Origin of the sequence: Cribrihabitans pelagius (assembly GCF_048820915.1) — a bacterium.
GTDB classification, from domain to species: Bacteria; Pseudomonadota; Alphaproteobacteria; order Rhodobacterales; family Rhodobacteraceae; genus Cribrihabitans_A; species Cribrihabitans_A pelagius.
In genome coordinates, this window is the sequence record NZ_JBMERR010000025.1 from 15,081 (window position 1) to 39,795 (window position 24,715).

22 protein-coding genes are annotated in these 24,715 nt (G+C 67.3%); 11 read left to right on the top strand and 11 right to left on the bottom strand.

Annotation, left to right across the window (positions count from 1 at the left end; genetic code table 11):
• Positions 1 to 91: 91 nt before the first annotated feature.
• From tolQ to folD, 11 genes are all read left to right on the top strand, one after another.
• Positions 92 to 787, top strand: coding sequence for a protein TolQ (tolQ, locus tag ACOHX0_RS18775; protein WP_420678698.1), 696 nt, complete (start codon positions 92 to 94; stop codon positions 785 to 787).
• Positions 788 to 790: 3 nt separating this feature from the next.
• Complete coding sequence (tolR, locus tag ACOHX0_RS18780) at positions 791 to 1,282, top strand: protein TolR (RefSeq protein ID WP_420678699.1); 492 nt, start codon at positions 791 to 793, stop codon at positions 1,280 to 1,282.
• A gap of 15 nt (positions 1,283 to 1,297) precedes the next feature.
• A complete protein-coding gene (locus ACOHX0_RS18785; RefSeq protein WP_420678700.1) occupies positions 1,298 to 2,509 on the top strand; it encodes an energy transducer TonB in 1,212 nt (403 codons plus the stop codon).
• Positions 2,506 to 3,831 (top strand): Tol-Pal system beta propeller repeat protein TolB, encoded by a 1,326-nt coding sequence (gene tolB / locus ACOHX0_RS18790; protein ID WP_420678701.1) that lies wholly within the window; start codon positions 2,506 to 2,508, stop codon positions 3,829 to 3,831. Before ACOHX0_RS18785 ends, tolB begins: the two co-directional genes overlap by 4 nt.
• A gap of 89 nt (positions 3,832 to 3,920) precedes the next feature.
• Positions 3,921 to 4,445: a peptidoglycan-associated lipoprotein Pal gene (gene pal, locus ACOHX0_RS18795; protein ID WP_420678702.1), complete on the top strand. Its 525-nt coding sequence runs from the start codon at positions 3,921 to 3,923 to the stop codon at positions 4,443 to 4,445.
• Between the two features lie 4 nt (positions 4,446 to 4,449).
• On the top strand, positions 4,450 to 5,373 hold the full coding sequence (gene ybgF, locus ACOHX0_RS18800; RefSeq protein ID WP_420678703.1) for a tol-pal system protein YbgF: 924 nt from the start codon (positions 4,450 to 4,452) through the stop codon (positions 5,371 to 5,373).
• Positions 5,364 to 6,623 carry a tRNA lysidine(34) synthetase TilS gene (tilS, locus tag ACOHX0_RS18805; protein WP_420678704.1) on the top strand — a complete coding sequence of 420 codons (1,260 nt, stop codon included), beginning with the start codon at positions 5,364 to 5,366 and terminating at the stop codon, positions 6,621 to 6,623. The genes ybgF and tilS overlap by 10 nt, the downstream gene beginning before the upstream one ends.
• Before the next feature lie 78 nt (positions 6,624 to 6,701).
• Positions 6,702 to 8,615 (top strand): ATP-dependent zinc metalloprotease FtsH, encoded by a 1,914-nt coding sequence (ftsH, locus tag ACOHX0_RS18810; RefSeq protein WP_420678705.1) that lies wholly within the window; start codon positions 6,702 to 6,704, stop codon positions 8,613 to 8,615.
• 179 nt (positions 8,616 to 8,794) lie between these two features.
• Positions 8,795 to 9,370: an MOSC domain-containing protein gene (locus ACOHX0_RS18815; RefSeq protein WP_420678706.1), complete on the top strand. Its 576-nt coding sequence runs from the start codon at positions 8,795 to 8,797 to the stop codon at positions 9,368 to 9,370.
• 185 nt (positions 9,371 to 9,555) lie between these two features.
• On the top strand, positions 9,556 to 11,232 hold the full coding sequence (locus tag ACOHX0_RS18820; RefSeq protein ID WP_420678707.1) for a formate--tetrahydrofolate ligase: 1,677 nt from the start codon (positions 9,556 to 9,558) through the stop codon (positions 11,230 to 11,232).
• Positions 11,233 to 11,341: 109 nt separating this feature from the next.
• Positions 11,342 to 12,244: a bifunctional methylenetetrahydrofolate dehydrogenase/methenyltetrahydrofolate cyclohydrolase FolD gene (gene folD / locus ACOHX0_RS18825; RefSeq protein ID WP_420678709.1), complete on the top strand. Its 903-nt coding sequence runs from the start codon at positions 11,342 to 11,344 to the stop codon at positions 12,242 to 12,244.
• Between the two features lie 190 nt (positions 12,245 to 12,434).
• Here folD and ACOHX0_RS18830 read toward each other — a convergent pair whose 3' ends face one another.
• The 11 genes from ACOHX0_RS18830 to ACOHX0_RS18880 all read right to left on the bottom strand — a co-directional run bounded on the left by ACOHX0_RS18830 (position 12,435) and on the right by ACOHX0_RS18880 (position 24,623).
• Positions 12,435 to 12,863 carry a PaaI family thioesterase gene (locus tag ACOHX0_RS18830; RefSeq protein WP_420678710.1) on the bottom strand — a complete coding sequence of 143 codons (429 nt, stop codon included), beginning with the start codon at positions 12,861 to 12,863 and terminating at the stop codon, positions 12,435 to 12,437.
• 71 nt (positions 12,864 to 12,934) lie between these two features.
• A complete protein-coding gene (gene pdeM / locus ACOHX0_RS18835) occupies positions 12,935 to 13,585 on the bottom strand; it encodes a ligase-associated DNA damage response endonuclease PdeM (protein ID WP_420678711.1) in 651 nt (216 codons plus the stop codon).
• Between the two features lie 59 nt (positions 13,586 to 13,644).
• On the bottom strand, positions 13,645 to 16,059 hold the full coding sequence (locus ACOHX0_RS18840; RefSeq protein WP_420678713.1) for a ligase-associated DNA damage response DEXH box helicase: 2,415 nt from the start codon (positions 16,057 to 16,059) through the stop codon (positions 13,645 to 13,647).
• A 292-nt stretch (positions 16,060 to 16,351) separates the two neighbouring features.
• On the bottom strand, positions 16,352 to 17,659 hold the full coding sequence (locus ACOHX0_RS18845; RefSeq protein ID WP_420678714.1) for a P-loop NTPase family protein: 1,308 nt from the start codon (positions 17,657 to 17,659) through the stop codon (positions 16,352 to 16,354).
• 148 nt (positions 17,660 to 17,807) lie between these two features.
• Positions 17,808 to 18,305 carry a prepilin peptidase gene (locus tag ACOHX0_RS18850; RefSeq protein WP_420678715.1) on the bottom strand — a complete coding sequence of 166 codons (498 nt, stop codon included), beginning with the start codon at positions 18,303 to 18,305 and terminating at the stop codon, positions 17,808 to 17,810.
• Between the two features lie 3 nt (positions 18,306 to 18,308).
• Positions 18,309 to 19,160, bottom strand: a complete 852-nt coding sequence (locus ACOHX0_RS18855; protein ID WP_420678716.1) for a tetratricopeptide repeat protein — start codon at positions 19,158 to 19,160, stop codon at positions 18,309 to 18,311.
• Between the two features lie 145 nt (positions 19,161 to 19,305).
• On the bottom strand, positions 19,306 to 19,896 hold the full coding sequence (locus tag ACOHX0_RS18860; RefSeq protein ID WP_420678717.1) for a tetratricopeptide repeat protein: 591 nt from the start codon (positions 19,894 to 19,896) through the stop codon (positions 19,306 to 19,308).
• 2 nt (positions 19,897 to 19,898) lie between these two features.
• Positions 19,899 to 20,882 (bottom strand): type II secretion system F family protein, encoded by a 984-nt coding sequence (locus ACOHX0_RS18865; protein ID WP_420678718.1) that lies wholly within the window; start codon positions 20,880 to 20,882, stop codon positions 19,899 to 19,901.
• 11 nt (positions 20,883 to 20,893) lie between these two features.
• Complete coding sequence (locus ACOHX0_RS18870; RefSeq protein WP_420678719.1) at positions 20,894 to 21,862, bottom strand: type II secretion system F family protein; 969 nt, start codon at positions 21,860 to 21,862, stop codon at positions 20,894 to 20,896.
• Positions 21,862 to 23,304 carry a TadA family conjugal transfer-associated ATPase gene (locus ACOHX0_RS18875; RefSeq protein ID WP_420678720.1) on the bottom strand — a complete coding sequence of 481 codons (1,443 nt, stop codon included), beginning with the start codon at positions 23,302 to 23,304 and terminating at the stop codon, positions 21,862 to 21,864. The genes ACOHX0_RS18870 and ACOHX0_RS18875 overlap by 1 nt, the downstream gene beginning before the upstream one ends.
• 83 nt (positions 23,305 to 23,387) lie before the next feature.
• Positions 23,388 to 24,623, bottom strand: a complete 1,236-nt coding sequence (locus tag ACOHX0_RS18880; protein ID WP_420678721.1) for a CpaE/TadZ family protein — start codon at positions 24,621 to 24,623, stop codon at positions 23,388 to 23,390.
• Between the last annotated feature and the right edge of the window lie 92 nt (positions 24,624 to 24,715).

Genomic DNA, 24,715 nt, shown 5'->3' on the forward strand with positions numbered 1-24,715 from the left:
CCGCCTGTTTTATTGGCCTTGCCCGTTGAACTGCGCTAGCCTCTGGCCAAATAAGGCCGGACAACCGGCCGGGAAATGATAGAGCAGGCGAATGGAAGCAGAAACTCTGGCGCTGGCACAGGAGATTGATTTCTCCATGTGGGGGCTTTTCGCGCGAGCCACCATCACCGTGAAACTGGTGATGCTGATGCTGATCGGGGCCTCCGTCTGGTCCTGGGGCATCATCCTCCAGAAGGCGATCAACTACCGCAAGGCCCGCAGCGAGGCCGAGCGCTTCGACCGTGCCTTCTGGTCGGGGGAGCCGCTGGACGGGCTTTATGAAAAGATTGGCCCGCAGCCTGCGGGCCATGCAGCGCGGGTTTTTGCCGCGGGCATGACCGAGTGGCGGCGCAGCCACCGCAGCGACGGCGGGCTTATTCCCGGTGCGCAGGCGCGCATCGACCGGTCGATGGATGTGGCCATCGCCAAGGAATCCGAAGGACTGCAAAGCGGGCTTTCGGTGCTAGCCACGGTCGGCTCCACTGCGCCTTTCGTGGGCCTGTTCGGGACCGTCTGGGGCATCATGACCGCCTTCATCGAGATCGCCGAGCAGCAGAACACCAACCTTGCCGTGGTGGCGCCGGGCATCGCCGAGGCGCTGCTGGCGACCGGCCTCGGCCTTCTGGCGGCAATCCCGGCGGTGATCTTCTACAACAAGCTGAGCGCAGACAGCGACCGCATCATTGGCGGCTACGAGGCCTTTGCCGACGAGTTCGCCACCATCCTCAGCCGCCAGCTGGATTCCTGAGCCATGGGCGCATCCGTTCAGCAACCCGCCGCAGGCGGCAACCGCCGCCGGGGCCGCCGCCGCAGCCGGGTGCGGGCGATGTCGGAAATCAACGTGACGCCCTTTGTCGACGTCATGCTGGTGCTGCTGATCATCTTCATGGTGGCGGCGCCGCTGATGACCGTGGGCGTGCCTGTGGAGCTCCCGAAGACCGCCGCGGGCGCGCTGCCCGGCGACGAGGAGGAGCCGCTCACCGTGACCATGACCGCCGCGGGCGGCGTCGAGATCCAGACCACGCCGGTCGCGCGCGAGGAGCTGGTGACCAAGCTGCGCGCCATTGCGGCGGAACGCGCGTCCAACCGGGTCTATCTGCGCGCCGATGGCAATATCGCCTATGCCGATGTGATGCAGGTAATGGGCGCGCTGAACGCGGGCGGCTTCTCCAACGTTGGGCTGGTCACCGACACTGGCGGCCCGGCGCTTGACGGGCAGCCCGCCGCCGTCCTCGGGCAGTAGGCGGGGGCCGGGCGGTTGCAAACCGGAACCAAGATCTCTGTTGCCGGCCATGCGGTGCTGGTGGGCTGGGCCGTGTTCGGCGCCTGGTTCCCGTCCGAGCCGCTGCCGTTCAAAGTGCAGGAAGTCGCGCTGATCTCCTCGCAGGAGTTCGAACGGCTGAGCCAGCAGCGCCAGGCGCCGGAGATTTCCGAAGCACCCGCGGCGCTGGCGGAACCCGACAGCAGCGCGGACGCGCCCGCGCCCGCGCCGCAGGAGGACGCCCGCCCCGATCCGGTCACGCCGGAGCCGGTCGCTCCGGTTGAACCCGACCCGCAGGTCTCCGCCCGCCCGCAGCTGCGCCCCGAACCGCAGGTGCCGGAAACTCTGCCAGCGGTGCCGGATGCGCCCGAATCCACCGCCCTGGTGCCCGATGTCGCGCCCGAAGCGCAGCAGCGCCCGGTCGACCGTGTCGCGCCGCAGCCCGTCGCCCCGCCCGAACCCGACACCGAAGTGGCGGATGTGCCGCGCGAAGAAGTCGCCCCGGACCAGGGCGCCGAGACCGAACGCGAGGTCCAGGAAGCCGCCGCGCCCGAGGCGGCAGCGGACCGTATCGTGACCGAGGAGAACGAGGGCGAGGCCGAGGTCGCCTCTGCCGCGCCGGAAGTCTCGCGCCGCCCGAAAACACGCCCCTCCCGCCCGCGTGATGCAGAGCCCGAGCCGGAAGCCGCCGCCGCCGCCGCGCCGCAAGCCGAGGAAAAGCCCGAGCCGGAACCGAAGCCCGAGCCCAAACCGGCCGCAAAGCCCGAGCCGGAGGAAAAACCCGCCGCGCCCGAGCAGGTCGAATCCGCCGCGGTGGAAGACGCGCTCGCCGAGGCGCTGGCCGGCGGGCAGGAAGCAGATGTGACCGCGCCCGAGCCCGCAGGCCCGCCGCTCACCCTGGGCGAGAAAGACGCGCTCAGGGTCGAGGTCTCGCGCTGCTGGAACGTGGGCTCCCTGTCGACCGATGCGCTTCAGACAACCGTGGTCGTAACTGTGTCGCTGGCGCAGAACGGCACGCCGGACACCGGCTCGATCAAGATGCTGTCGAGCAGCGGCGGTTCTGCCGCGGCTGCAAAACAGGCCTATGAGGCCGCGCGCCGCGCCATCATCCGCTGCGGTGCCCAGGGCTTCAGCCTGCCGCCCGAGAAATACGCGCAATGGCGCGACATCGAGATGACATTCAACCCCGAAAGGATGCGAATCAAATGAGGCATTTTCTCTCCGCTCTCCTGATCGGCGCTTCGGCCCTCGCCGCCGCCGGCCCCGCTCTCGCGCAGGACGGTCCGCTTCGCATCGAGATCGACCAGGGCGTGATCGAACCCTTGCCCTATGCGGTGCCTGCCTTCCTGCCGGAAACCCCCGCCGCGGCCGAATTCGCGGCCGATATCGCCCGCGTGGTTGCGTCCGACCTCAGCGGCACCGGCCTGTTCCGCGAGGTGCCCGCCAGCGCGCATATCTCGGAGGTCACGTCTTTCGATGCGCCGGTCAAATATGCCGACTGGAAGGCGGTGAACGCGCAGGCGCTGATCACCGGTGCGGTCAGCGTGAACGGCAGCCAGCTCACGGTGCGCTTCCGCGGCTATGACGTGTTCTCGGAAAAGGAGCTCGGGACCGGCCTGCAGTTCACCGGCACCACCGAGGGCTGGCGGCGCATGGCCCACAAGGTGGCCGATGCGATCTACAGCCGGATCACCGGCGAGGAGGGCTATTTCGACAGCCGCGTCGTCTATGTCTCGGAAACCGGGCCCAAGAACGACCGCCGCAAGCGGCTGGCGATCATGGATTACGACGGCGCCGACGTGCAGTATCTGACCAACAGCGCCTCCATCGTGCTGGCGCCGCGCTTCTCGCCCCAGGGCGACCGGGTGCTTTACACCAGCTATGAAAGCGGCTTCCCGCAGATCCATGTGCTCGACGTGGGCAGCGTCGAGCGCAGGGTGCTCTCCAGCGGCGATGGCACGATGAGCTTTGCGCCGCGTTTTGCCCCGAACGGGCGCACCGTGGTCTATTCGCAGACCCAGGGCGGCAACACCGACCTCTTTTCCATGGATCTCACGACCGGCCAGCGCACCCGGCTGACCTCCGCGCCGTCGATCGAGACCGCGCCCTCTTTCTCGCCCGATGGCAGCCAGATTGTCTTTGAAAGCGACCGCTCCGGCAGCCAGCAGCTTTACGTGATGCCTGCAAGCGGCGGCGAGGCGCAGCGGATCAGTTTCGGCAAGGGCCGCTACGGCACCCCGGTCTGGTCGCCGCGCGGTGACATGGTGGCCTTCACCAAGCAGAACCAGGGCCGCTTCCACATCGGCGTGATGCGCACCGACGGCAGCGAGGAGCGGCTGCTCACGGCGTCGTTCCTTGACGAGGGGCCGACCTGGGCTCCCAATGGCCGGGTGATCATGTTCACCCGCGAAAGCCAGGGCAGCAGCGGCCGCGCGATGCTCTATTCGGTGGACATCACCGGGCGCAACCTGAAGCCGGTGCGCACCCCCGACGGGGCCTCCGATCCGGCCTGGTCGCCGCTGCAGCCCTGAGCGGCAGCCGGCGGCTTCATCCGCCATAGCCCCGGGCCCGGGGGTGTGTTAGCGTCGGGCCGATAAACGCAAAGGAATAGGCTGAAAACATGAGCGGTTTGAAGACAGCAATGGCGATTGCCGTGATGCTGGGCCTCGGGGCCTGCAGCAACTCGCCCTGGAACGACACTTTGAACGGTGCCGGAGCAGGGGCCGGGAGCGGCGCAGGCGCGGGGGCCGGCATCGGCACCGGCGCGCTGGACCCGGCAAGCCCAGCCTATTTCCGCGAATCCGTCGGCGACCGGGTGCTGTTTGCGGTGGACCAGTCGACGCTTTCCCCCGCGGCCGAGTCGACCCTTCAGGGCCAGGCCCGCTGGCTCGCCGCCAACCCCGATTACGTGGTCACCATCGAAGGCCACGCCGATGAGCAGGGCACCCGCGAATACAACCTCGCGCTTGGCGCGCGCCGGGCCAATTCCGCGCGCGAGTTCCTGATGTCGCAGGGCATTTCCGCGGGCCGCATCAAGGTGGTCAGCTACGGCAAGGAACGCCCGATCGAGATCTGCTCGGAAGAGGCCTGCTATACCAAGAACCGCCGCGCGGTCACCGTGCTGGCCGGCGGGCTGACGGGGTAAGGCGATGCGGAGACTGCGCGCCGCGCTTCTGGCCTCCTGCGCGCTGCTGGCGCTGCCGCTGGCAGCACAGGAGCAGCCCAACCCGCAGACCCTGGCCGACATCCGCCAGGAACTGACGGTCCTGCACGTCGAAATCCAGCGCCTGAAACGGGAGCTGTCGACCACCGGCGCGCCTTCGGGCGCGGTGACCGGCGATTCGGTGCTGGACCGGGTCGGCGCGATCGAGGCCGAGCTGCAGCGGCTGACCGCGCAGACCGAGCAGCTGACCCACCGCATCGACCGCATCGTGACCGACGGCACCAACCGGATCGGCGACCTGGAGTTCCGCCTGGTGGAGCTGGAGGGCGGCGACCTTGGCGCGCTGGGGGAGACCTCCACGCTCGGCGGCGGCGCGCTGCCGCCAGCCGCGGGCGGGGCTGAGGCCGGCACGGCGGCGGCAGCCACCGGCGCGGCGGAGGGCCCTTCAGAAGGTGCGGGCACCCTGGGCCTGGGCAGCGCTGCGGGGTCGGATACCGGCAGCGAACCGGCGCCCTCGGGCGAGCTGGCGATCGGCGAGAAGGCCGATTTCGACGCCGCCGGGCAATTGCTGGAGGCTGGCAGCTACCAGGAGGCGGCCGAGAAATTCGCGGCCTTCAACCAGGCCTACCCGGGCAGCCCGCTGGCCGCCGCCGCCGACTTCAACCGCGGCAAGGCGCTGGACGGGCTGGGCGACACCAAGGAGGCAGCGCGGGCCTATCTCGCGGCCTTCTCCGCCAACCCCGGCGGGCCGGACGCCGCCAAGGCGCTCTATGAGCTCGGCGCGGCGCTGGGGCGGCTGGGGCAGACCGAGCAGGCCTGCGTCACGCTCTCCGAAGTCGGCGCCCGCTTCCCCGGCAGCGCGCCGCAAGGCCCCGCCGAAGCCGAGATGGCCAAGCTGGGATGTACCTGAGCGGCGGCGATAGCAGCCTCCACTCAGCGGTGCGGGACCAGTTCCGCTCCGCCCTGCCGCCCCGGCTGGGCATTGCGCTCTCCGGCGGCGGCGATTCGACGGCGCTGATGCACCTGCTGCACGAGTGTTTCGCGGAAGCCGGCGTAAGCCTGCATGCCGCCACCGTCGATCACGGGCTGCGGCCCGGCTCTGCCGAGGAGGCGCAGGACGCCGCCGCCGCGGCCGCAGCCCTTGGCATTCCGCATCAGACCCTGCGCTGGCAGGAGGGCCCGGGCCCGGGCAATTTGCAGGATCAGGCGCGCGAGGCGCGCTACGGGCTGCTCACCGCCTGGGCCCGCGAGAACGCCATTCCGGTGCTGGCACTGGGCCATACCGCCGACGACCAGGCCGAAACGGTGCTGATGCGGCTGGGCCGCGCCGCCGGGGTCAGCGGCCTTTCCGGCATGCCGGTGCGGCGCACCCGGGACGGTGTCACGCTCCTGCGGCCGCTCCTCGGCATCAGCCGCGCCCAGCTGCGCAGTTACCTCAGGGACCGCGGTATCGCCTGGAGCGAAGACCCGTCGAACGAGGATGCGCGGTTCGAGCGGGTGCGGATGCGCCAGGCGCTGGCGGCGCTGGAGCCCCTGGGGCTCACCGTCAAGGCGCTGGCCGCGGTGGCGCAGAACATGGCCAAGGCGCGCGATGCACTGGACTGGTACGTGTTCCTGGCTGCCCGCGACCTTGCCTGCATCGAGGCGGGCGCGGTGGTGCTGAGCCAGCGCAAGTTCCGCACCCTGCCCGATGAAATCGGCCACCGGGTGCTGGTGCGGGCGCTGCAATGGGTCTCCGGAAGCCGTTATCCGCCGCGCCGGGTGCCGATGCTCGCCGCCGCCGCCGCCGCGCGCAAAGGCGGTTCGGCGACGCTGGCGGGCTGCCGGGTAATCGCGTGCGCCCGCCAGGTCTGGGTCTGCAGGGAATACAACGCGGTCCGCCGCACGGCGGCGCAGCCGGGTGATCTCTGGGACGGGCGCTGGCAGGTTTATGGCGGCGATGCAAAGGGTTGCGAGCTGCGCGCCTTGGGCCGGGACGGTCTGAAGCTGTGTCCCGACTGGCGCAGCACGGGTGTGCCGGGCGCGGTACTGGAGGCAACCCCCGCGGTTTGGCGCGGCGCCGAATTGGTGGCGGCTCCGGCTGCCGGGCTTGCCAATGGCTGGACCGCCGCGGAGGCCGGCAGCGAAGAAGACTTCTTTGCATCCCTTTTATCGCATTGAACCTGCCCGAATGATCCTTATTTTAGGCGTAACGCAGGCGGCCTCCGCGGTGCGCCTGAATGATTGGGAGAACTTGCCTTGGGCAACGCACGTAATATCGCCTTCTGGGTCGTTCTGTTCCTGCTGATTCTGGCGCTGTTCAACTTGTTCAGCGGTTCCGGCAGCACGATGCAGAGCCGTGAACGCGTCTTTTCGGATTTTGTCAGCGCGGTTGAAGCCGGCAATGTCAAAACCGTGACGCTGGACGGTGAACAGGTCCGCTACACCACGTCGGACGGACAGAACTATGTCACCATTAAACCGGGCGATGCTGAAGTCACGTCGCTGCTGATCGAAAACAACATCCCGGTGCGGGCCGAGAAGCAGCAGCAGTCGGGCTTCCAGTCCTTCCTGATCACGCTGCTGCCGTTCCTGCTGCTGATCGGTGTCTGGATCTACTTCATGAATCGGATGCAGGGCGGCGGCAAAGGCGGCGCCATGGGGTTTGGCAAGTCCAAGGCCAAGATGCTGACCGAAAAGCACGGCCGCGTCACCTTTGATGACGTTGCCGGCATCGACGAGGCCAAGGAAGAGCTCGAAGAGATCGTCGAATTCCTGCGCAACCCGCAGAAGTTCTCCCGTCTCGGCGGCAAGATCCCGAAAGGCGCGCTGCTGGTGGGCCCGCCGGGCACCGGTAAGACCCTGCTGGCCCGCGCCATCGCGGGCGAAGCCGGCGTGCCGTTCTTCACCATCTCGGGCTCCGATTTCGTCGAGATGTTCGTGGGTGTGGGTGCATCCCGTGTGCGCGACATGTTTGAGCAGGCCAAGAAGAACGCGCCCTGTATCGTCTTCATCGACGAGATCGACGCCGTCGGCCGCCACCGCGGTGCCGGCTACGGCGGCGGCAACGACGAGCGCGAGCAGACCCTGAACCAGCTGCTGGTGGAGATGGACGGCTTCGAGGCCAACGAGGGCGTCATCATCCTCGCCGCGACCAACCGCAAGGACGTGCTGGACCCGGCGCTGCTGCGCCCCGGCCGCTTTGACCGCAACGTCACCGTCGGCAACCCCGACATCAAGGGCCGCGAGAAGATCCTCGGCGTGCATGCCCGCAAGACCCCGCTGGGTCCCGACGTGGACCTGCGCATCATTGCCCGCGGCACTCCCGGTTTTTCGGGCGCGGACCTTGCCAACCTGGTGAACGAGGCCGCGCTGATGGCCGCCCGTGTCGGCCGCCGCTTCGTCACCATGGAGGATTTCGAATCCGCCAAAGACAAGGTGATGATGGGGGCCGAGCGCCGCTCGATGGTGCTAACCCAGGACCAGAAGGAAAAGACCGCCTACCATGAGGCCGGTCATGCCGTGGTCGGCCTGGTGCTGCCGGAGTGCGACCCGGTTTACAAGGCGACCATCATCCCCCGCGGCGGCGCGCTTGGCATGGTGGTCAGCTTGCCCGAAATGGACCGGCTGAACTGGCACAAGGACGAGTGCGAGCAAAAGCTCGCGATGACCATGGCGGGCAAGGCGGCCGAGATCATCAAGTACGGCGAAGGCCATGTCTCCAACGGCCCGGCCGGCGACATCCAGCAGGCCAGCCAGCTGGCCCGCGCCATGGTGATGCGCTGGGGCATGTCCGAGAAGGTCGGCAACATCGACTATGCCGAAGCGCATGAGGGCTATTCCGGCAACACCGCGGGCTTCTCGGTCTCGGCCCACACCAAGGAGCTGATCGAGGAAGAGGTGAAGCGCCTGATCCAGGACGGCTATGAGCGCGCCTTGGAGATCCTGATGGACAAGAAGGAAGAATGGGAACGCCTGGCCCAGGGTCTCCTGGAATACGAAACCCTGACCGGCGACGAGATCAAGCGCGTGATGAACGGCGAGCCGCCGCAGGCAGGCGAGGACGACGACAGCGGCGAGGATGAGGGCACCGCCTCGGTTACCGCGATCCCCAAAGCCAAGCCGAAGAAATCGCCGCCGGAAGGCGGGCTTGAGCCGGAACCCTCCAGCTGACCGCTGCCTGGCCTGAAACACCTGACCCCCCGGATGCCCGCCAGCCTCCGGGGGGTTTTGCATTTCGGAACCGCAACCGGCTGTTCACAAATCAGCATCACCGCCGCAGTGGACGCCGCGCCGCCGCCGGCTATCCTGCCGCCTGAAAAACGGGATACTTGACGGGGAGGGCGCAGGCAGTGCCGGTATTACGGGAAACGGAATTTACGGGGGAGATCACCTGGCTGGGGCAGGCGCCGGCCGGGGCAGGGCTGGCCTCAAGCCCCGTCGAGGCGCTGGAGCTCGGCTTTGACGGGCTTGCGGGCGCCCGCCACCAGGGCGCCACCGCACCCTCCTGCAGCCGGGTGAAGAACCTGCACCCCAAGGGCACCGAAATCCGCAACAGCCGCCAGCTCAGCCTTCTGTCAGCAGAGGAACTGGCACAGGTCGCCGCCAGGATGCAGCTGGACGCGCTCAGCCCTGCGCTGGTGGGCGCCAATATCGTGCTGCACGGCATCCCGGACTTTTCTCACCTGCCGCCCGCTGCGCGGCTGCAGGGGCCGGATGGCGCCACCCTCACCGTGAACCTGGAAAACCGTCCCTGTGTGCTGCCCGCGCGCGAGATCGAGGCAGAGCACCCGGGCTTCGGCGCCCGCTTCAAGCCCGCCGCCGAGCAGCGCCGGGGAATCACCGCCTGGGTGGAGCGGCCGGGGCGCCTGACCCTGGGCCAGAAGCTGCGCCTTTTCATCCCCGGCCAGCCCGCCTGGGCGCCCTGAGACCGCGGCAGGCAGCGCATCGGGTTTCCGATGCGTCACCCAAGGCACCGGCCGGCGGGCCCCACGCCGCTTCGGGGCAGGATAATGTCGGAAATCACGCGCGCCAAATGCCGCAAAATGGCTAAGTCTACGGCTAAACCGGCATCTGGGCCGGCGATCGTATGCTAACTCACAGGGATCAGGCCATGAGCTACAAGAGTGACATCGAGATTGCCCGCGAGGCGAAGAAGAAGCCGATTCAGGAAATCGGCGCGAAGATCGGGATTTCCAGCGACGACCTGCTGCCCTATGGCCACGACAAGGCAAAAGTGTCGCAATCCTTCATCGACTCGGTGCAGGAACGCGAGGACGGCAAGCTGATCCTGGTGACCGCGATCAACCCGACCCCGGCGGGCGAGGGTAAGACCACCACCACCGTGGGTCTTGGCGACGGACTGAACCGGATCGGCAAACACGCGATGATCTGCATCCGCGAAGCCTCGCTCGGGCCGAACTTCGGCATGAAGGGCGGCGCCGCCGGCGGCGGTTACGCCCAGATCGTGCCGATGGAGGAGATGAACCTCCACTTCACCGGCGACTTCCACGCTATCACCTCCGCGCATTCGCTGCTGTCGGCGATGATCGACAACCACATCTACTGGGGCAACGAGCAGGAGATCGACACCCGCCGCGTCGCCTGGCGCCGCGTCGTGGACATGAACGACCGCGCCCTGCGCCAGATCACCGCTTCGCTCGGCGGCGTCTCCAACGGCTTCCCGCGCGAGACCGGCTTTGACATCACCGTGGCCTCGGAAGTGATGGCGATCCTTTGCCTGGCGACCGACCTCAAGGACCTGGAAAAGCGCCTCGGCGACATCATCGTGGCCTACCGCCGCGACAAGACCCCGGTCTACTGCCGTGACATCAAGGCCGAAGGCGCGATGACCGTGCTGCTGAAGGACGCGATGCAGCCGAACCTGGTGCAGACCCTGGAAAACAACCCGGCCTTCGTGCATGGCGGCCCGTTTGCCAACATCGCGCATGGCTGCAACTCGGTGATCGCCACCAAGACCGCGCTGAAAGTCGCCGACTACGTGGTGACCGAAGCAGGTTTCGGCGCTGACCTCGGTGCCGAAAAGTTCATGAACATCAAGTGCCGCAAGGCAGACATCGCGCCCTCGGCCGTGGTGCTGGTCGCCACCGTGCGCGCAATGAAGATGAACGGCGGCATTGCCAAGGCGGATCTGGGTGCCGAGAACGTGGACGCCGTCCACAACGGCTGCGCCAACCTCGGCCGCCACATCGAGAACGTGAAATCCTTTGGTGTGCCGGTGGTGGTCGCGATCAACCATTTCGTGACCGACACCGACGCCGAAGTGCAGGCAGTGAAGGACTACTGCGCCACCCATGGCGTCGAGGCGGTGCTGTCGCGGCACTGGGAGCTGGGCTCGGAGGGCTCCGCGGACCTGGCGCAGAAAGTGGTCGCGCTGGCCGAATCCGGCAGCGCCAACTTCTCGCCGATCTACCCCGACGAGATGCCGCTGTTCGAGAAGATCGAGACCATCGCCAAGCGCATCTACCGCGCCGACGAGGTTCTGGCCGATGCCAAGATCCGCAACCAGCTGAAGGAATGGGAAGCCGCGGGTTACGGCAACCTGCCGGTCTGCATGGCGAAGACCCAGTACTCCTTCTCCACCGATCCCAGCTTGCGCGGCGCGCCCACGGGCCATTCGGTGCCAGTGCGCGAAGTGCGGCTTTCGGCCGGCGCGGGCTTCATCGTGGTGGTCTGCGGCGAGATCATGACCATGCCCGGCCTGCCGCGCACCCCGGCAGCGGAGAACATCCGCCTGAACGCGGACGGCCAGATCGAAGGTCTGTTCTGAGCCGGACGGCAAACACAATGCGCCGGCCCGGGGTGTCCCCCCGGGCCGTTGCAGGTTACGACGGGGCAGCGCCCGGATGGCGGCAAGACAGCGGAAGGAAAAGACAGCGATGGCGGCAGAACTTATTGACGGCAAGGCCTTTGCGGCCGAAGTGCGCGGCCAGGTGGCCGAACATGTGGCGCGGCTGAAGGCGGAGCATGGGCTCACCCCCGGCCTCGCGGTGGTGCTGGTGGGCGAGGATGCCGCCTCCCAGGTCTACGTGCGCTCCAAGGGCAAGAGCACAGTCGAGGCGGGGATGAACTCCTTCGAGCACAAGCTCGACGCGGAGACCTCCGAGGCGGACCTGCTGGCGCTGGTCGAGAAGCTCAACGCCGATCCGGCGGTGCACGGCATCCTGGTGCAGCTGCCGCTGCCCTCCCACATGGACGAATCGCAGGTGATCAACACTATCGCGCCGGAAAAGGACGTGGACGGCTTCCACATCTCCAACGTCGGGCTGCTCGGCACCGGGCAGAAGTCGATGGTGCCCTGCACGCCGCTTGGCTGCCTGATGATGCTGCGCGCCTACCACGGCTCGCTCTCGGGCAAGGACGCGGTGGTGATCGGCCGCTCCAACATTGTCGGCAAGCCGATGGCGCAGCTTCTCTTGGGCGACAGCTGCACCGTGACCATCGCGCATTCGCGCACCAAGGACCTTCCGGATGTTGTCCGCCGCGCCGATATCGTGGTCGCCGCAGTGGGCCGGCCGGAAATGGTGCCGGGCGACTGGATCAAGGAAGGCGCCACGGTGATCGACGTCGGCATCAACCGCATACCGGCGCCCGAGAAGGGCGAGGGCAAGACCCGGCTGGCGGGTGACGTGGACTTCGCCTCCGCCGCCGAGCGCGCGGGCGCCATCACCCCGGTGCCGGGCGGCGTCGGCCCGATGACCATCGCCTGCCTGCTCGCCAACACGCTCACCGCCTGCTGCCGCGCAAACGGGCTGGCAGAGCCCGAGGGGCTGACAGCCTGAGGCCGCAGAACCGCTGACTGGATGAAGATGCTCCCGCTGGACCCCTCCGGCGGGAGTATTTTTTACAAAGAAGAAACGGCGGGGACAGGGCCGCGGGCGGCGGTGCCCGGTGCTGCGGGCGGGTGCCTCCGGCGGGAGTATTTGGGGCAAGATGACAGGGCCGGGGCTGATCCGTGGCTGCGGGAGCCGGTCAGGCGGGGACCGGAACCATAGTGCCTTGCAGGACCGCGATCAGCTTCTCCTGGCCCGCGCTCAGCGCGTGCACCTCGGCGCTGACCACCACCAGCCGGCGGCCCGGTTTCAGCACCCGCCCGGTGGCGCGCAGCCGCGCGCCCTCGCCGGGGGCCAGCAGGTTGATCTTGATCTCGGCGGTCATCACTTCCTGATCCTCGGGCATCACGGTGAGGGCGGCATAACCAGCAGCGGTATCGCCAAGCGCGAAGCTGAGGGCGGCATGGGCGACGTCATGCTGCTGGCGGCTGCCGGGCAGGATCGGGGCGCCGATCACCACCTGGCCCGGGGTCACGCTTTCCAGCTCGGCACCGAAGGTTTGCATCATGCTCTGGCGGGCGAAGCTTTCGCGGATACGGGTGGTTATGTCAGTGTCTGGGGCGGTCATGCGCGGCTCTCCTGGTATTTTGCCTTACCATAGGGCAGTTTCCAGGCGGCGCTCAGGTGACGCTGCGCCATTCAGCGCGGCATCGGCATCGCCAACGGGCGCGGGCCGGTCAGTACCGCCAGCGCGCGTGGCCCCATCAGCCCCGCCAGCGCCGGGGTGCTGCTGTAAAGCCCGCCGGTATAGGTGCCGAAAGCGGGCATTATCAGCCGCGAGTCATCGAACAGGAAGGCCGGGCGCACGGTGCCGCGCAGCCGCGCCTTGGGGTGGTAGTGCCCCGAGACCTCGCCCCGCGCGCCTGGGGCGGCGATATGGCGGAAGGTGAGGGGCCCGAGTGTCATCTCGCCCGCGTGTTCGCCGCCGAAACACGGAGGTGCCGGGTCGTGGTTGCCCTCGATCCAGATCCAGCGGCGGTCCTGCATCAGGGCTGCCAGCTGCTGCCGCTCCGCCTCCGGCAGTGCGCGCGCAGCGGCGTCATCGTCGAAACTGTCGCCGAGGCAGATCACGCAGCGCGCGCCGGTCTCTTCCAGCGCAGCCTCAAGGCGCATCAGCGTGTCGCGGGTCTCGTAAGGCGGCAGGGCGCTGCCGCCGCGCCGCGCGTGGCGCTCGGCCTTGCCGAGGTGCAGGTCGGAGACGCAGAGCGTTTGCGCCCCGGCCCACCAGAGCGCGCCGGAGCCGAGGGCTGTGAGCCGCGCGCCGCGGAAGGAGAGCTCGTAACCGTTCATGATGCGTTCTTTAGCGGATGCGCGCGCCAGTGCAAGGGCGGAGTGGCCGGAGCAGGGGGTCAAGCAAGCTGCGCCAGGCCGGACTCGCGCATCAGCGCCTCGGTCTCGCGCAGCAGGAGCTTCTCCTCGGCGGCGCCCTTCACCGGCACCCGGCCGGTTTCCAGGAGCATCGGCGCGGCCAGGGGCGGCACCCGCTCCAGCCGCCTGAGCGTGATGCGGTTGCCGATCCGCGCCATCATTTCCTCGATCCGGGCAAAATCCACCAGCCCGCGCAGCGCCTCCTGCCGGGTGATCTCCAACAGCAAGTGGCCGGGGTCATATTTGCGGAGCGTGTCATAGAGGATATCCGAGGAAAACGTCGCCTGCCGCCCGTTCTTGCGGCTGCCGGGCGTGTTGCGCTCGATCAGCCCGGCGATGGTGGCGGCGGCGCGGAACGAGCGTTTCATCACCGCATTTCCGGCCAGCCAGCCTTCCAGACCGCCGCGCAGCGCCTCGATCTCGAACAGCGGCGCGGGGTCGGTCCATTGCTGCAAGCCCCAGATCAGCGTGGCGTAATCAGTGGCGACAAAGCCTAAGGGGTCGCGCCCCAGCGCCTCCATCCGCTTGGTCAGCAACAGGCCCAGCGTCTGCTGCGCGTTGCGCCCGGCAAAACCGTAGATGCAGCCGTGTTCGCGGCCGTCATGCGGGAAGCTCTCGATCAGCAATTGGCCTGCGCGGGGCAGTTCCGAGATATCGCGCTGCAGCGCCAGCCAGTCCGCCGTGTGGCGGGGCAGGTTGGGCCAGCTGTCCTGCGCGAGAATGCCGAGCAAGCGGGCGCTGAGCTGGGTCGAGGTGGCGAATTTGGTGCCGGAGAAGACTGCGATCTTGGGCTTGCGGCTGGCGTTGCGGGAGACCTCGACAGTGGTTTCGCGAAGGCCTTCGTAGCGCACCACCCGGCCGCCGATCAGGAAGGTGTCGCCGGGGGTGAGGGTGGCGGCAAAGGCTTCCTCGACCTCGCCCAAGGGCTTGCCGCCGCGGCTGTGCTTGAGGCGCACCTTCAGCAGGTCCGCATCCTGGATGGTGCCGATGTTCATGCGGATGCGGGCGGCGGCGCGCGGATCGCGCAGCTGCCAGCGCCCGTCGGGGCGCCGCAGCAGCCGCTGCCAGCGGTCGTAGGCTTTCAGCGCATAGCCGCCGGTGGCGCAGAAATCGAGACAGGCGTCGAACGTCGCCCGGCTGAGCTGCGCATAGGCGCCGGCGGTGGTGACCTCGGCATAAAGCGCATCGGCCTCGAAGGGGCCTGCGCAGGCGGTGATCAGGATCTGCTGACACAGCACGTCCAGCGGGCCGGCGCCGCGCGGCGCGCCATCGAGATCGCCTGCGCGCACGGCTTCGAGGGCGGCCCGGCATTCGACAACTTCGAAGCGGTTCGCAGGCACCAAGAGCGCCTTGGAGGGTGCGTTGTAACGATGATTGGCGCGGCCGATGCGCTGCACCAGGCGTTTCACGTTCTTCGGCGCGCCGATCTGGATCACGAGGTCCACATCGCCCCAGTCGATCCCGAGGTCGAGCGAGCCGGTGCAAATGATGGCGCGCAGCTCGCCCCGTACCATCGCGCCCTCGACCCGCTCGCGCTGAACCCGGTCGAGCGAGCCGTGGTGAATGCCAATCGGCAGCGCGTCCGCATTGGCCAGCCATAGGTTGTGGAAGAAAATCTCGGCCTGGGCGCGGGTGTTGTGGAAGATCAGCGTGGTTTTATGGGCTTTCACCTGTTCCAGCACTGCCGGGATGGCATATGCGGCACCGCCCCCGGCCCACGGCGGGGCTTCTTCCGTTTCCAGCATGCGAATGTCCGGGGCAGGGCCGGGGTCGGCCTCCAGGATGGAGCAGCGGTCCGGGTGGCGCGCAAGCGTCGCCGCGATGGCCTCAGGGTCGTCCACCGTAGCCGACAGGCCCACCCGGCGCAGACCGGGGCAGAGCCTTTGCAGCCGTGCCAGCGCCAGCATCAGCTGGTCGCCGCGCTTGCTTTCGGCCAGCGCGTGGATCTCGTCGACGATCACCCGTTGCACACCGTTGAAGGTGCGCGCTGCGTCCTCGTAAGAGGTCAGCAGGGCGAGACTTTCGGGCGTGGTCAGCAGGATATGCGGCGGATCGGCGCGCTGGCGCCGCTTGCGGCTGGCGGGGGTGTCGCCGGTGCGGTCATCGATGGTTATGGGCAGGCCCATCTCCTCCACGGGCGTGCGCAGGTTTCGCTTGATGTCCGCGGCCAGCGCCTTCAGCGGCGAGACATAGAGCGTGTGCAGGCCCTGGTGGGTGCCATCCGCGAGCTCCGCCAGCGTCGGCAGGAAACCCGCCATCGTCTTGCCGCCGCCGGTGGGGGCGATCAGCAGGGTGGCGGGGTCGCCGGCGCGCGCCAGCATCTCCTGCTGGTGCGGGTGGATCGACCAGCCGCGGCTGGTGAACCAGGACTGGATGGCGTCGGGCAATCTGCTCATCCGTCCCATGTAGGCACTGCGGCAAAACTTTTCCAAAAGTTTTGGCCGCGTCCTGCAAGGGCATGGCGCTGCAGGACGCCAGCACCCAACTGCCGCCCGCGCGGGACAAGGCCGCCAGGCCGCCGCGCATCGCCGGCGCGCGCCCTCGCGGCGGCGATTTGGCTGAGGCTGGGTGGTCGCTCGAGAGGTCGTACGGACGTGGCGGACATAAACTGCCAGCCATGCCTGCTTGGATCGCCACCGTGTGCGCCGGAGATGCGCGGCTCAGCTCAACCCCGGGAAGGCCGGCCCCTTACTTCACGATCACCTCGTCCCGCACGAACATGTTCGCCCAGGCGCGGTCGATCAGCTCCGGGCTCATCTGGTAGGGGAGGCCCTCGAACTCGCAAATCGCGATCATCTGGTCGATCAGGAACACCGGCTGGTAGTTGGCGTAGACATTGCCGATCTCCGGGTAGCGGTGCTTAAGGAGATGCACCAACGCGGGCTCGTCCAGCGGCATGCCCTTCTTGCGGGCCACCATGGCAAAGATCTTCAGGAAGTTCTCCTGGGAGGGGCCGTCGATCTTGATCTTGAAGAAGATCCGGCGCAGCGCCGCCTGGTCGAAGATCTCGTTCGGGTGGAAGTTGGTGGAGAAGATCACCAGCGTGTCGAAGGGCACCTCGAATTTCTCGCCCGATTGCAGCGCAAGGATGTCCTTGCCTTCCTCCAAGGGCACAATCCAGCGGTTGATCAGCGCCTGCGGCGGCTCCGCCTGGCGGCCGAGATCGTCGACAATGAAGATGCCGCCGGCCGCCTTCAGCTGCAGCGGCGCCTGATAGGTGCGGGCGGTGGGGTTATAGACCAGGTCCAGCATCTCCAGCGTCAGTTCGCCGCCGGTGATCACCGTGGGCCGTTCGCAGCAGACATAGCGGCTGTCGTAGCGGCGGCGGCGGCGCAGGGCGTTGGGATCATCTGCCTCCTGCGCGACGGCGGTGTGCACGATCGGGTCGTAGACGGTGATCACCTGGCCTGCGTATTCGATCGCCCGCGGCACGTAGACGTGATCGCCAAGCGCGTCGCGGATGCCGTTGGAGATCGAGGACTTGCCGTTGCCGGGGGGGCCGTACATCAGGATCGAGCGGCCGGCACTTACCGCGGGCCCGAGGTGGCCGAGCAGGCTGTCGGGCAGCACCAGATGGCCCATCGCGCGGGTCAGCTGGTCGCGGGTCACCTGGATGTTGCGGATCGACTGGCGCTTGACCTGCGCGCGGTAGACGTCGAGCGGCACCGGCATGGCGCCGAAGTACTCCGACTGGCTCAGCGCATCCAGTGCGCGCGCCTTGCCCGCATCGGTGAGCTGGTAACCCATCTCGTTGCCGCTGTTGGCGTTGAGCGTGCCGGTCGCCTCCAGCAGCTTCTGCTCGCGCGCCATGTCGACCAGCTCCTGCGTGACCGATCCGGGCAGGCAGATGGCGGCGGCGATCTCGCTCACTGTGCTGGCGTTCTTGCGGAAGATGGTTTTCAGCAGGATGTCCCGCATCATCACCGGCGGCAGCTGCATCTCCGCCAGGCCCTTCGGCGCGGGCGGCGCGGTCACGGTGAGGTTTTGCATGTTCATGGCAAAGGCTGTCCCCGGGCTGTTGCGCATCGCGCCCGGCCCGCGCGAGGGGGCCGGAGCCCGCTCAGAATATCCAGCACTGTGGCAGCAGCGGGGCAAAGCTGTATCATTTCCGCGAAAGGGCCCTGCGGCGCGGGTGCAGGAGGGGTTAGCTGCCGAAGACTGCGGCGAGCACCAGATAAATCGCCAGGCTGCCGCCGAGGCACAGGCCCATGGGGAAGCTCTTGCCCGCCTGCCAGCTCTCCCACTCGGGCGCGAGCCTGCGCAGGGCGGTGTATTTCGCGAGCCTATGGGTGGCAAAGCCCGCGAGCAGGTTGGCGGAGAAGATCATCGCCATCACCGGCAGATCCCCCAGGGCCACGAAGGGCGCGGTGGCGCCGGCAAATTTGGCATCCCCCGCGCCCACGGCCCCGGCCGTATAGAATAAAAACCCCAGGCCGATGCCGATGGGCAGATGCAGCAGCTGCCAGCCGTAAGCGGCCCAGCTTGGCATCACCAGTGCGCCCGCAACCACGTAGATGACCGCCAGCGTATCCACCGCCCAGTTCGGAATGCGCATCCCCCGCAAGTCGGTGAGGCAGACCGCAAAACACAAGGGCAGCACGAAGGGCAGAAACCACAGCGCGGCCTGGGCAGAGAGCGCCATGGCTCAGCCGTTCTCCAGCGCGGCCAGCGCGCGGGCGGCTTCCTCGAAATGCTGCGGGTGGGTCTCCACCGCCTCGCGCAGGAGGTTCTCGCCGGTGGTGACATCACCCTGTTTCACCGCCGAGAGCCCGAGTGTGTGCAGAAGCTGCGCGCGTTCGGTCTGGGTCACCGGGATCACCGGCATGGTGTAGTTGCGCTGCGCGGCACGGGACAGGATCAGGTTGTTCTTGGCGGTGAACAGCGTCTGGTCCTGGCGGATCGCCTCGCCGAACAGCCGTTCAGCGGCGGCGAAATCGCCGCGGGTCAGCTTGGAATAGCCCCAGTTGTTCATCACCTTGGCGGGCCGCGTGGTGAGCCCCGCGGCGATTTCATAGAAGCTGTCGGCGCGTTTCCACTGCTTGTTCGCATCCGCTACCATCGCTTCCAGCCGGTAGCGTCCGTAGGTCTCATGCGTGGGGGGCACCGAATCGAGCGCCGCCTTCGCGCCCTCCCAGTCGCCGGTGCGCACCAGCGCGCCCGCGAGTTCGACCTGGTCGGCGCTGGTCGCCCCCTTCATGGCCGCGACCTTCTTCCAGGCGGTAACACCTTCGGTCGCGCGCTTGGCCCGGATCAGAGAGGACGCGAGCCCGCGCTGCAGGTCGATCCGCTCCTCGTTGCCCTTCAGTGCGCGCTGGAAGTAGGAGACCGCCTCGTTCGGATCGGCCACGGTCAGCATCACGTCGTTGAGGTTGCTTTCATCGACGACGTTCACCTCCTGGAAGGCGCGCTCCACGGTTTCGCCGCCGTCCTTGGCGCAGGCGGCCAGCAGCAGGGCCGCGGCTGCCAGCGAGGCGGGAAAGGTAAACGGATGGCGCATGGATGCGTCCCTCTACTGCTCTGCTCCGGGCTGTTTTTGTCCCGGCTGTGCCTTGCCTCGGGGCTGTTCCGCCCCTTGTTTGCCACGCGCGGCCGGCGTCGGCCCTCCCGGCCTGCGGTGTGCGCCGCCGCGGGAAGGGCCCGGGTCACGGGGTCTGGCGAATCAGATAGCTGCCGCCGCCCTGGCGCACCAGACTGTAGGCGTGGTTTTGCGGCTCACTATGCGCGGGCTGATCCAGTTTGGCGAGGGCCAGGCGCAAATTATCGCGGATTGCGTCACTTTCGCCATTGTCGAGCGCATAGGCGCGCTTCAGGACCTGCGCGGCCTCTGCCGTCTTGCCCTGCTCCAGCAGCACGACGCCGAGGTTGTTTGCGGCCTCGGGCCAGTCCGGCGCGGCCTCCACGGCCTTGCGCAGGAGATCCTCGGCCTGGCCGAGGCGCCGCAGTCCAAGCTTGGCCGAGCCCATGCCCGACATCACCTCGGCCGTCAGGCCCTCGTCCAGCGCCGCGCGGGTGAAGGCATCGAGCGCCAGCTCGTGCTCACCCGCCGCCATCAGCCGGTGGCCCACCGCCAGCCCGTCCTCCGCCTCCTGGCTGAGATCGGCGCCCGGTGCCCAGGGGCTGGTGTTGTCCTGCCTCAGCCCCTCAGGCGCGCAGGCCGCCGCCAGCGCAAGAAGGCTGGCGGCGGCGAGGCCTGGGGCGAGGCGGGCGGGCAGGGCCCGTCCCGGATATGTCATCATCAGTTGCCTGCGTTGCCCATGTTCATGATGCCTTGGATCGAGGGGCCGATCAGGATGATCAGCAGGGGCGGCACCGTCAGCGTCATTGTGGCAAGGGTCATCTTCACGGGCAACTTGTTTGCGGCCTCCTCGGCGCGCATCACCCGCTTGTCCCGCATCTCGCCCGCGTAGACCCGCAGCGCCTCGGCGATCGAGGTGCCGAAGGTGGCGGACTGGATCATCACCGTCACAAATGAGGAGATATCCTGCACCCCGCAGCGCGTGCCCATGTCCCGCAGCACCTTGTCCTTGTCCTTGCCCGCCTTCATCTCGTAGGCGACAATCTCGAACTCCTCGGCCAGCGCAGGGTAGGAGGCGTGCAGCTCCTTGGCGACGCGCACGATCGACTGGTCCAGCGACTGGCCGGCCTCGACGCAGACCAGCATCATGTCGAGCGCATCGGGGAAGCCTGCGGTAATCGCCTGCTTGCGCTCCTCGATACGGCGGGTGATCCAGTATTTCGGCAAGAGGTAGGCCGCGGCGCCCGGGCCGATGATGCGGATGATCATCTGCTGGCTGTCGAACTCAAAACCGGCCTTCAGCACATAGACATAGAACAGCCCGCCCGCGAGGCCGATCAGGCCAAGCGCGAACTGGGCGAAATGGAACAGCCGCACCGAATCCTTGGACTGATAGCCCGCCTGGCGCAGCTTCAGCTCCATCGCCGAAAGCTCGTCGGCGTTCTGCGGCTCCAGGAAGGTTGCAAATTTCTGCAGCTGCTCGTTGCGGTTGGCCTGGCGCAGGCGCTCCTTTTTCTGCGCTTTCTTGCCGCTGTCCGGCGCCATGTCGCGCTGCAGCTTCTTCAGCGGATCTTCGGGCTGGTTGAGCAGCAAGGGCACCGCCAGCAAGATCATGAACAGCCCGCCCAGCCCGAGGGCAAGAAGCGGGCCGAATGCGCCGAACTGCGCGGTCAGCCAGGCGTTGATACCGGACAGAAATTCCATTTGCCGCTCCTTCAGACCTTGATGTTGGTGAGCATGCGCATCACGAAAAGATTCACCGTCAGCATGGTGCCCACGATGAAGCAGGCGGGAATGAACCAGGGGTGGTCCAGCACGGTGTCGTAATAGTTCGGATCCTTAGCGAGGATGCCGCCCAGGCAGAACAGCGGGAAGCCTGACAGGAACTTGCCCGACCACTGCGCCTCGGCGGTGATCGCCTTCACCCGGCGGAACAGGCGGAAGCGGGCGCGGATCACCTTGGCAAGCCCCGCCAGCACCTCGGCCAGGTTGCCGCCCGACTGCTGCTGGATGGTGACGGCCACTGCCAAAAAGCGCAGGTCCTGGATGTCCAGCCGCTCGGCCATTTCCTTCAGCGCCTCGCCCACGTCGCGGCCATAGGCGCATTCGTCGGCGATGATGCCGAACTCGGTGGCCAGCGGGTCCTCGACCTCATTGGCAACAATTTGCACGGCGGAGGAAAACGGGTGGCCGACACGCAGGGACCGCACCATCAGCTCCACCGCGTCGGGCAGCTGCTCTTCCAGCATCGCCAGGCGCTTGGCCGCCTTCTTGTTGACCCAGAAGAACACCGCGCCCACCCCGATCACCACCGAGCCCAGCACTCGCACCGGCAGCGCCGCCGAGGTGCCGACGCTGAGCCCCACAAAGGCCACAGCGGCAAGCCCCGCCATGATCAGCATCAGCTGCCGAGGCGTGAAGGCAATCGCCGCCTTCTGTGCCCGTTCCGACAGCAGCGAGTAAAGCGGGATGGTTTGCGACCTGGCGTGCTGGCGCAGCTCCTTGCGCAGCTGTTCCAGCACCTGCTCGCGGTTGCCGCCTTTCTCCATCATCTCCAGCCGCCGGTTGACCCGGCTGTTGAGGCTGATCGACTTGCCGAAGGTGACCAGATACAGCCCCTCCACCAGCGCCAGCACGCCAAAGAAAATCAGACCGTAGATCAGCGGCTCGGCACTCAGCTGCATCAGCGCTTCTCCATCACGGTGGGTTCATAGATCGAGGGCGGCAGGTCGTAGCCCCAGAGGCGGAAGCGCTCCGAAAAATGGCTGCGCACGCCGGTGGCGGTGAAATGGCCGATGATCTTGTTGTCCGGCGTGAGGCCGACGCGCTGGAAGCGGAAGATCTCCTGCATCGAGATCACGTCGCCCTCCATCCCGGTGATCTCGGTGATCGAGGTCATCCGGCGCGAGCCGTCCTGCAGGCGGGAGGCCTGAACGATCAGGTTCACGGCCGAGGCGATCTGACTGCGCACCGCCTTGATCGGCATTTCGATCCCGGCCATCGCGATCATGTTCTCCAGCCGCGAAATGCCGTCGCGGGCGGAGTTCGCGTGGATCGTCGTCATCGAGCCGTCATGGCCGGTGTTCATCGCCTGCAGCATGTCGATCACCTCCTCGCCGCGGGTCTCGCCCACGATGATGCGGTCGGGCCGCATCCTGAGCGCGTTCTTCAGGCAGTCGCGCGGCGAGACCTCGCCCTTGCCTTCGACGTTGGGCGGGCGGCTTTCCATGCGGCCCACATGGGTCTGCTGCAGCTGCAGTTCGGCGGTGTCCTCGATGGTGAGGATGCGTTCGGAGTTGTCGATGAAGGACGAAAGCGCATTGAGCGTCGTGGTCTTGCCCGAGCCTGTGCCGCCCGAGACGATCACATTAAGCCGAGTGGAGACCGCGGCCTGAAGATAAGCCGCCATCTCTTCGGTGAAGGCGCCGAAACTGACCAGATCGTCGATGCCCAGCTTGTCCTTCTTGAATTTGCGGATCGACACCAGCGAGCCGTCCACCGCAATCGGCGGCACCATCGCGTTGAAGCGCGAGCCGTCGGCGAGGCGGGCGTCCACGTAAGGGTTCGATTCATCGACGCGCCGCCCCACCGCGGAGACGATCTTGTCGATGATCCGCATCAGGTGGCGCTCGTCCTTGAAGGCGATGTCGCTGATTTCCAGCTTGCCGCCGCGCTCGACGAAGATTTGATGCGGGCCGTTCACCAGGATGTCGCTGACGCTGTCGTCCTGCAGCAGCGTCTCCAGCGGCCCGAGGCCGGTCACCTCGTCGTAAAGCTCCTTGTTCAACTGCTGCCGGTCCTCCCGGTTCAGCACGATGCTTTTCTCTTCCAGGATCTCGGCGCTGATCGAGGCGATTTCCGAGCGCAGCTCGGCTTCGCCTGCGCGCTCCAGCGCCGCCAGATTGAGGTTTTCCAAGAGGTCCCGGTGCAGCTGGATCTTGATTTCGCTCAGCCGCTCCTTGCGCTTGCGCTCCTTGTCGGCGGGCTGCGCTTCGGCCGCCTTGCGCGCCACCGGGCGGCGCAGGCTGACCGCGGGCTTCGCCTCCGCCTCGCCGGGGGCTGCCTCGGGGGCGGCGGGCGGCGGCGGAGCGGCTTTCGGCGATTGCTTCTTGTACTTGGAGAACATCAGCTTACCCCCAGACCGGCTGTATGTGTGGCAGCGCCGGATTCCTTGCGGCCCGCAAGGCCGCTAAAACTAAACTGTGACCCTCAGGCCGCTTCGGCTTCATTCCGGCCCAGCTCGTGCAGCGAGGCCGCGAGCTTGGCGATCTCCTTGCGCAAGGGGTTCTTGGCCACGGACAGCGCCAGCGGCGTGCCGTGATCGCAGCTCTGCGGCACCGGCTTGCCGCCATCGGGCAGCTGCAGGTCGATCGAGATGCCCAGCGATTCCGCCAGCCGCTTGACCCGGGACTTGCCGCTGAGATCGGTGAATTTCGGCGCCCGGTTCAGGGCAAAGCGCAGCTTTTCGAACGGCAGATCTTCGGATTGCAGCGCCCGCTTCATGCGCAGCGCGTTCTGGGCTGAACGCATGTCCAGCTCGATCAGCGCGAAATAGACATGTGCCACGTTCAGCACCGTCTCCGACCATTGCACCAGCGTGTGCGGCAGGTCTATCACCACGAAATCGAAATGGCTGCGCGCCATCTCCACCACGCGCTCGATGTCATCCGGCGTCAGGATGTCGAGCGGGATCATCTCGGCAGGCGCGGTCAGCACCTGCAGCTTGTCCCGGAAGGTCAGCAGCGCCTGGCCGAACAGTTCGGCGTCCATGCTCTCAGTCTCGCTCAGCATCTCCATCACCGCCTCACGCCGGGGCAGGTCGAGATAGGTGGAGACCGAGCCGTGCTGCAGGTCGAGATCCAGCAGGCAGACCCGCGGCTCCTTGTGCTCGCTCAGCGCTGCCAGCTCCCAGGCCAGGTTCACCGCCAGTGTGCTGGAACCGGTGCCGCCCGCCAGCCCGTGGCAGGCGATGACCGCGCCTTCGCGCTTGCTGCCCGATTGCAGCTGATGCTGTTTCTCACCCGGCGCCTGACCGCCCTCCGGCGCCTGGAGGCGGCTGATGGCGGCCTGCAGCTCCTGCTCCGGCAGCGGGTAGGGGATAAATTCATCGGCGCCCTGGCGCAGCAGGCTGTGCAGCGCCGCAGGCGTCACGTCGTCGGCGATCAGGATCACCTTGATGCCCTGCGCCTTGGCCTGAGCGATGATTTCGCCCATCAGCGCCAGATCGCCTTCGTCGGCGCTGTCGATGGCCAGCGCCACAAACTGCAGCGGCTCCGCCTCGGGCTGGGAGAAGAAGGTCAGCGCCTCCTGAAAGCCGAGATCGCCCCAGGCCTCGCCCATGGCGGCTTCCATGTCTTCGATCAGGAGATCGAAATTCTGCACGTCGCGGCTGACCGTGCAGGCAATAATCGCAGAAGCGTCGGTTTGCGAGGGGTCGCTGCTCATCACCATCATCCTTGTTCCCGAAGGTCGGCTGCACGCGGGGCACAGTTTGCCTCTTGGCAACAATGTCGGTGGGAACTTGGGCGAGATTGGGG

Bases quoted from the DNA above. Each gene is read 5' to 3' on its own strand.
- tilS (WP_420678704.1), top strand. From the start codon at position 5,364: ATGTACCTGAGCGGCGGCGATAGCAGCCTCCACTCAGCGGTGCGGGAC.
- ACOHX0_RS18880 (WP_420678721.1), bottom strand. From the start codon at position 24,623: ATGAGCAGCGACCCCTCGCAAACCGACGCTTCTGCGATTATTGCCTGC.
- ACOHX0_RS18850 (WP_420678715.1), bottom strand. From the start codon at position 18,305: ATGGCGCTCTCTGCCCAGGCCGCGCTGTGGTTTCTGCCCTTCGTGCTG.
- tolB (WP_420678701.1), top strand. From the start codon at position 2,506: ATGAGGCATTTTCTCTCCGCTCTCCTGATCGGCGCTTCGGCCCTCGCC.
- ACOHX0_RS18855 (WP_420678716.1), bottom strand. From the start codon at position 19,160: ATGCGCCATCCGTTTACCTTTCCCGCCTCGCTGGCAGCCGCGGCCCTG.
- ybgF (WP_420678703.1), top strand. From the start codon at position 4,450: ATGCGGAGACTGCGCGCCGCGCTTCTGGCCTCCTGCGCGCTGCTGGCG.
- tolR (WP_420678699.1), top strand. From the start codon at position 791: ATGGGCGCATCCGTTCAGCAACCCGCCGCAGGCGGCAACCGCCGCCGG.
- ACOHX0_RS18870 (WP_420678719.1), bottom strand. From the start codon at position 21,862: ATGCAGCTGAGTGCCGAGCCGCTGATCTACGGTCTGATTTTCTTTGGC.
- ACOHX0_RS18860 (WP_420678717.1), bottom strand. From the start codon at position 19,896: ATGACATATCCGGGACGGGCCCTGCCCGCCCGCCTCGCCCCAGGCCTC.
- folD (WP_420678709.1), top strand. From the start codon at position 11,342: ATGGCGGCAGAACTTATTGACGGCAAGGCCTTTGCGGCCGAAGTGCGC.
- ACOHX0_RS18830 (WP_420678710.1), bottom strand. From the start codon at position 12,863: ATGACCGCCCCAGACACTGACATAACCACCCGTATCCGCGAAAGCTTC.
- ACOHX0_RS18820 (WP_420678707.1), top strand. From the start codon at position 9,556: ATGAGCTACAAGAGTGACATCGAGATTGCCCGCGAGGCGAAGAAGAAG.
- ACOHX0_RS18865 (WP_420678718.1), bottom strand. From the start codon at position 20,882: ATGGAATTTCTGTCCGGTATCAACGCCTGGCTGACCGCGCAGTTCGGC.
- ACOHX0_RS18845 (WP_420678714.1), bottom strand. From the start codon at position 17,659: ATGAACATGCAAAACCTCACCGTGACCGCGCCGCCCGCGCCGAAGGGC.
- tolQ (WP_420678698.1), top strand. From the start codon at position 92: ATGGAAGCAGAAACTCTGGCGCTGGCACAGGAGATTGATTTCTCCATG.
- pal (WP_420678702.1), top strand. From the start codon at position 3,921: ATGAGCGGTTTGAAGACAGCAATGGCGATTGCCGTGATGCTGGGCCTC.
- ACOHX0_RS18840 (WP_420678713.1), bottom strand. From the start codon at position 16,059: ATGAGCAGATTGCCCGACGCCATCCAGTCCTGGTTCACCAGCCGCGGC.
- pdeM (WP_420678711.1), bottom strand. From the start codon at position 13,585: ATGAACGGTTACGAGCTCTCCTTCCGCGGCGCGCGGCTCACAGCCCTC.
- ACOHX0_RS18875 (WP_420678720.1), bottom strand. From the start codon at position 23,304: ATGTTCTCCAAGTACAAGAAGCAATCGCCGAAAGCCGCTCCGCCGCCG.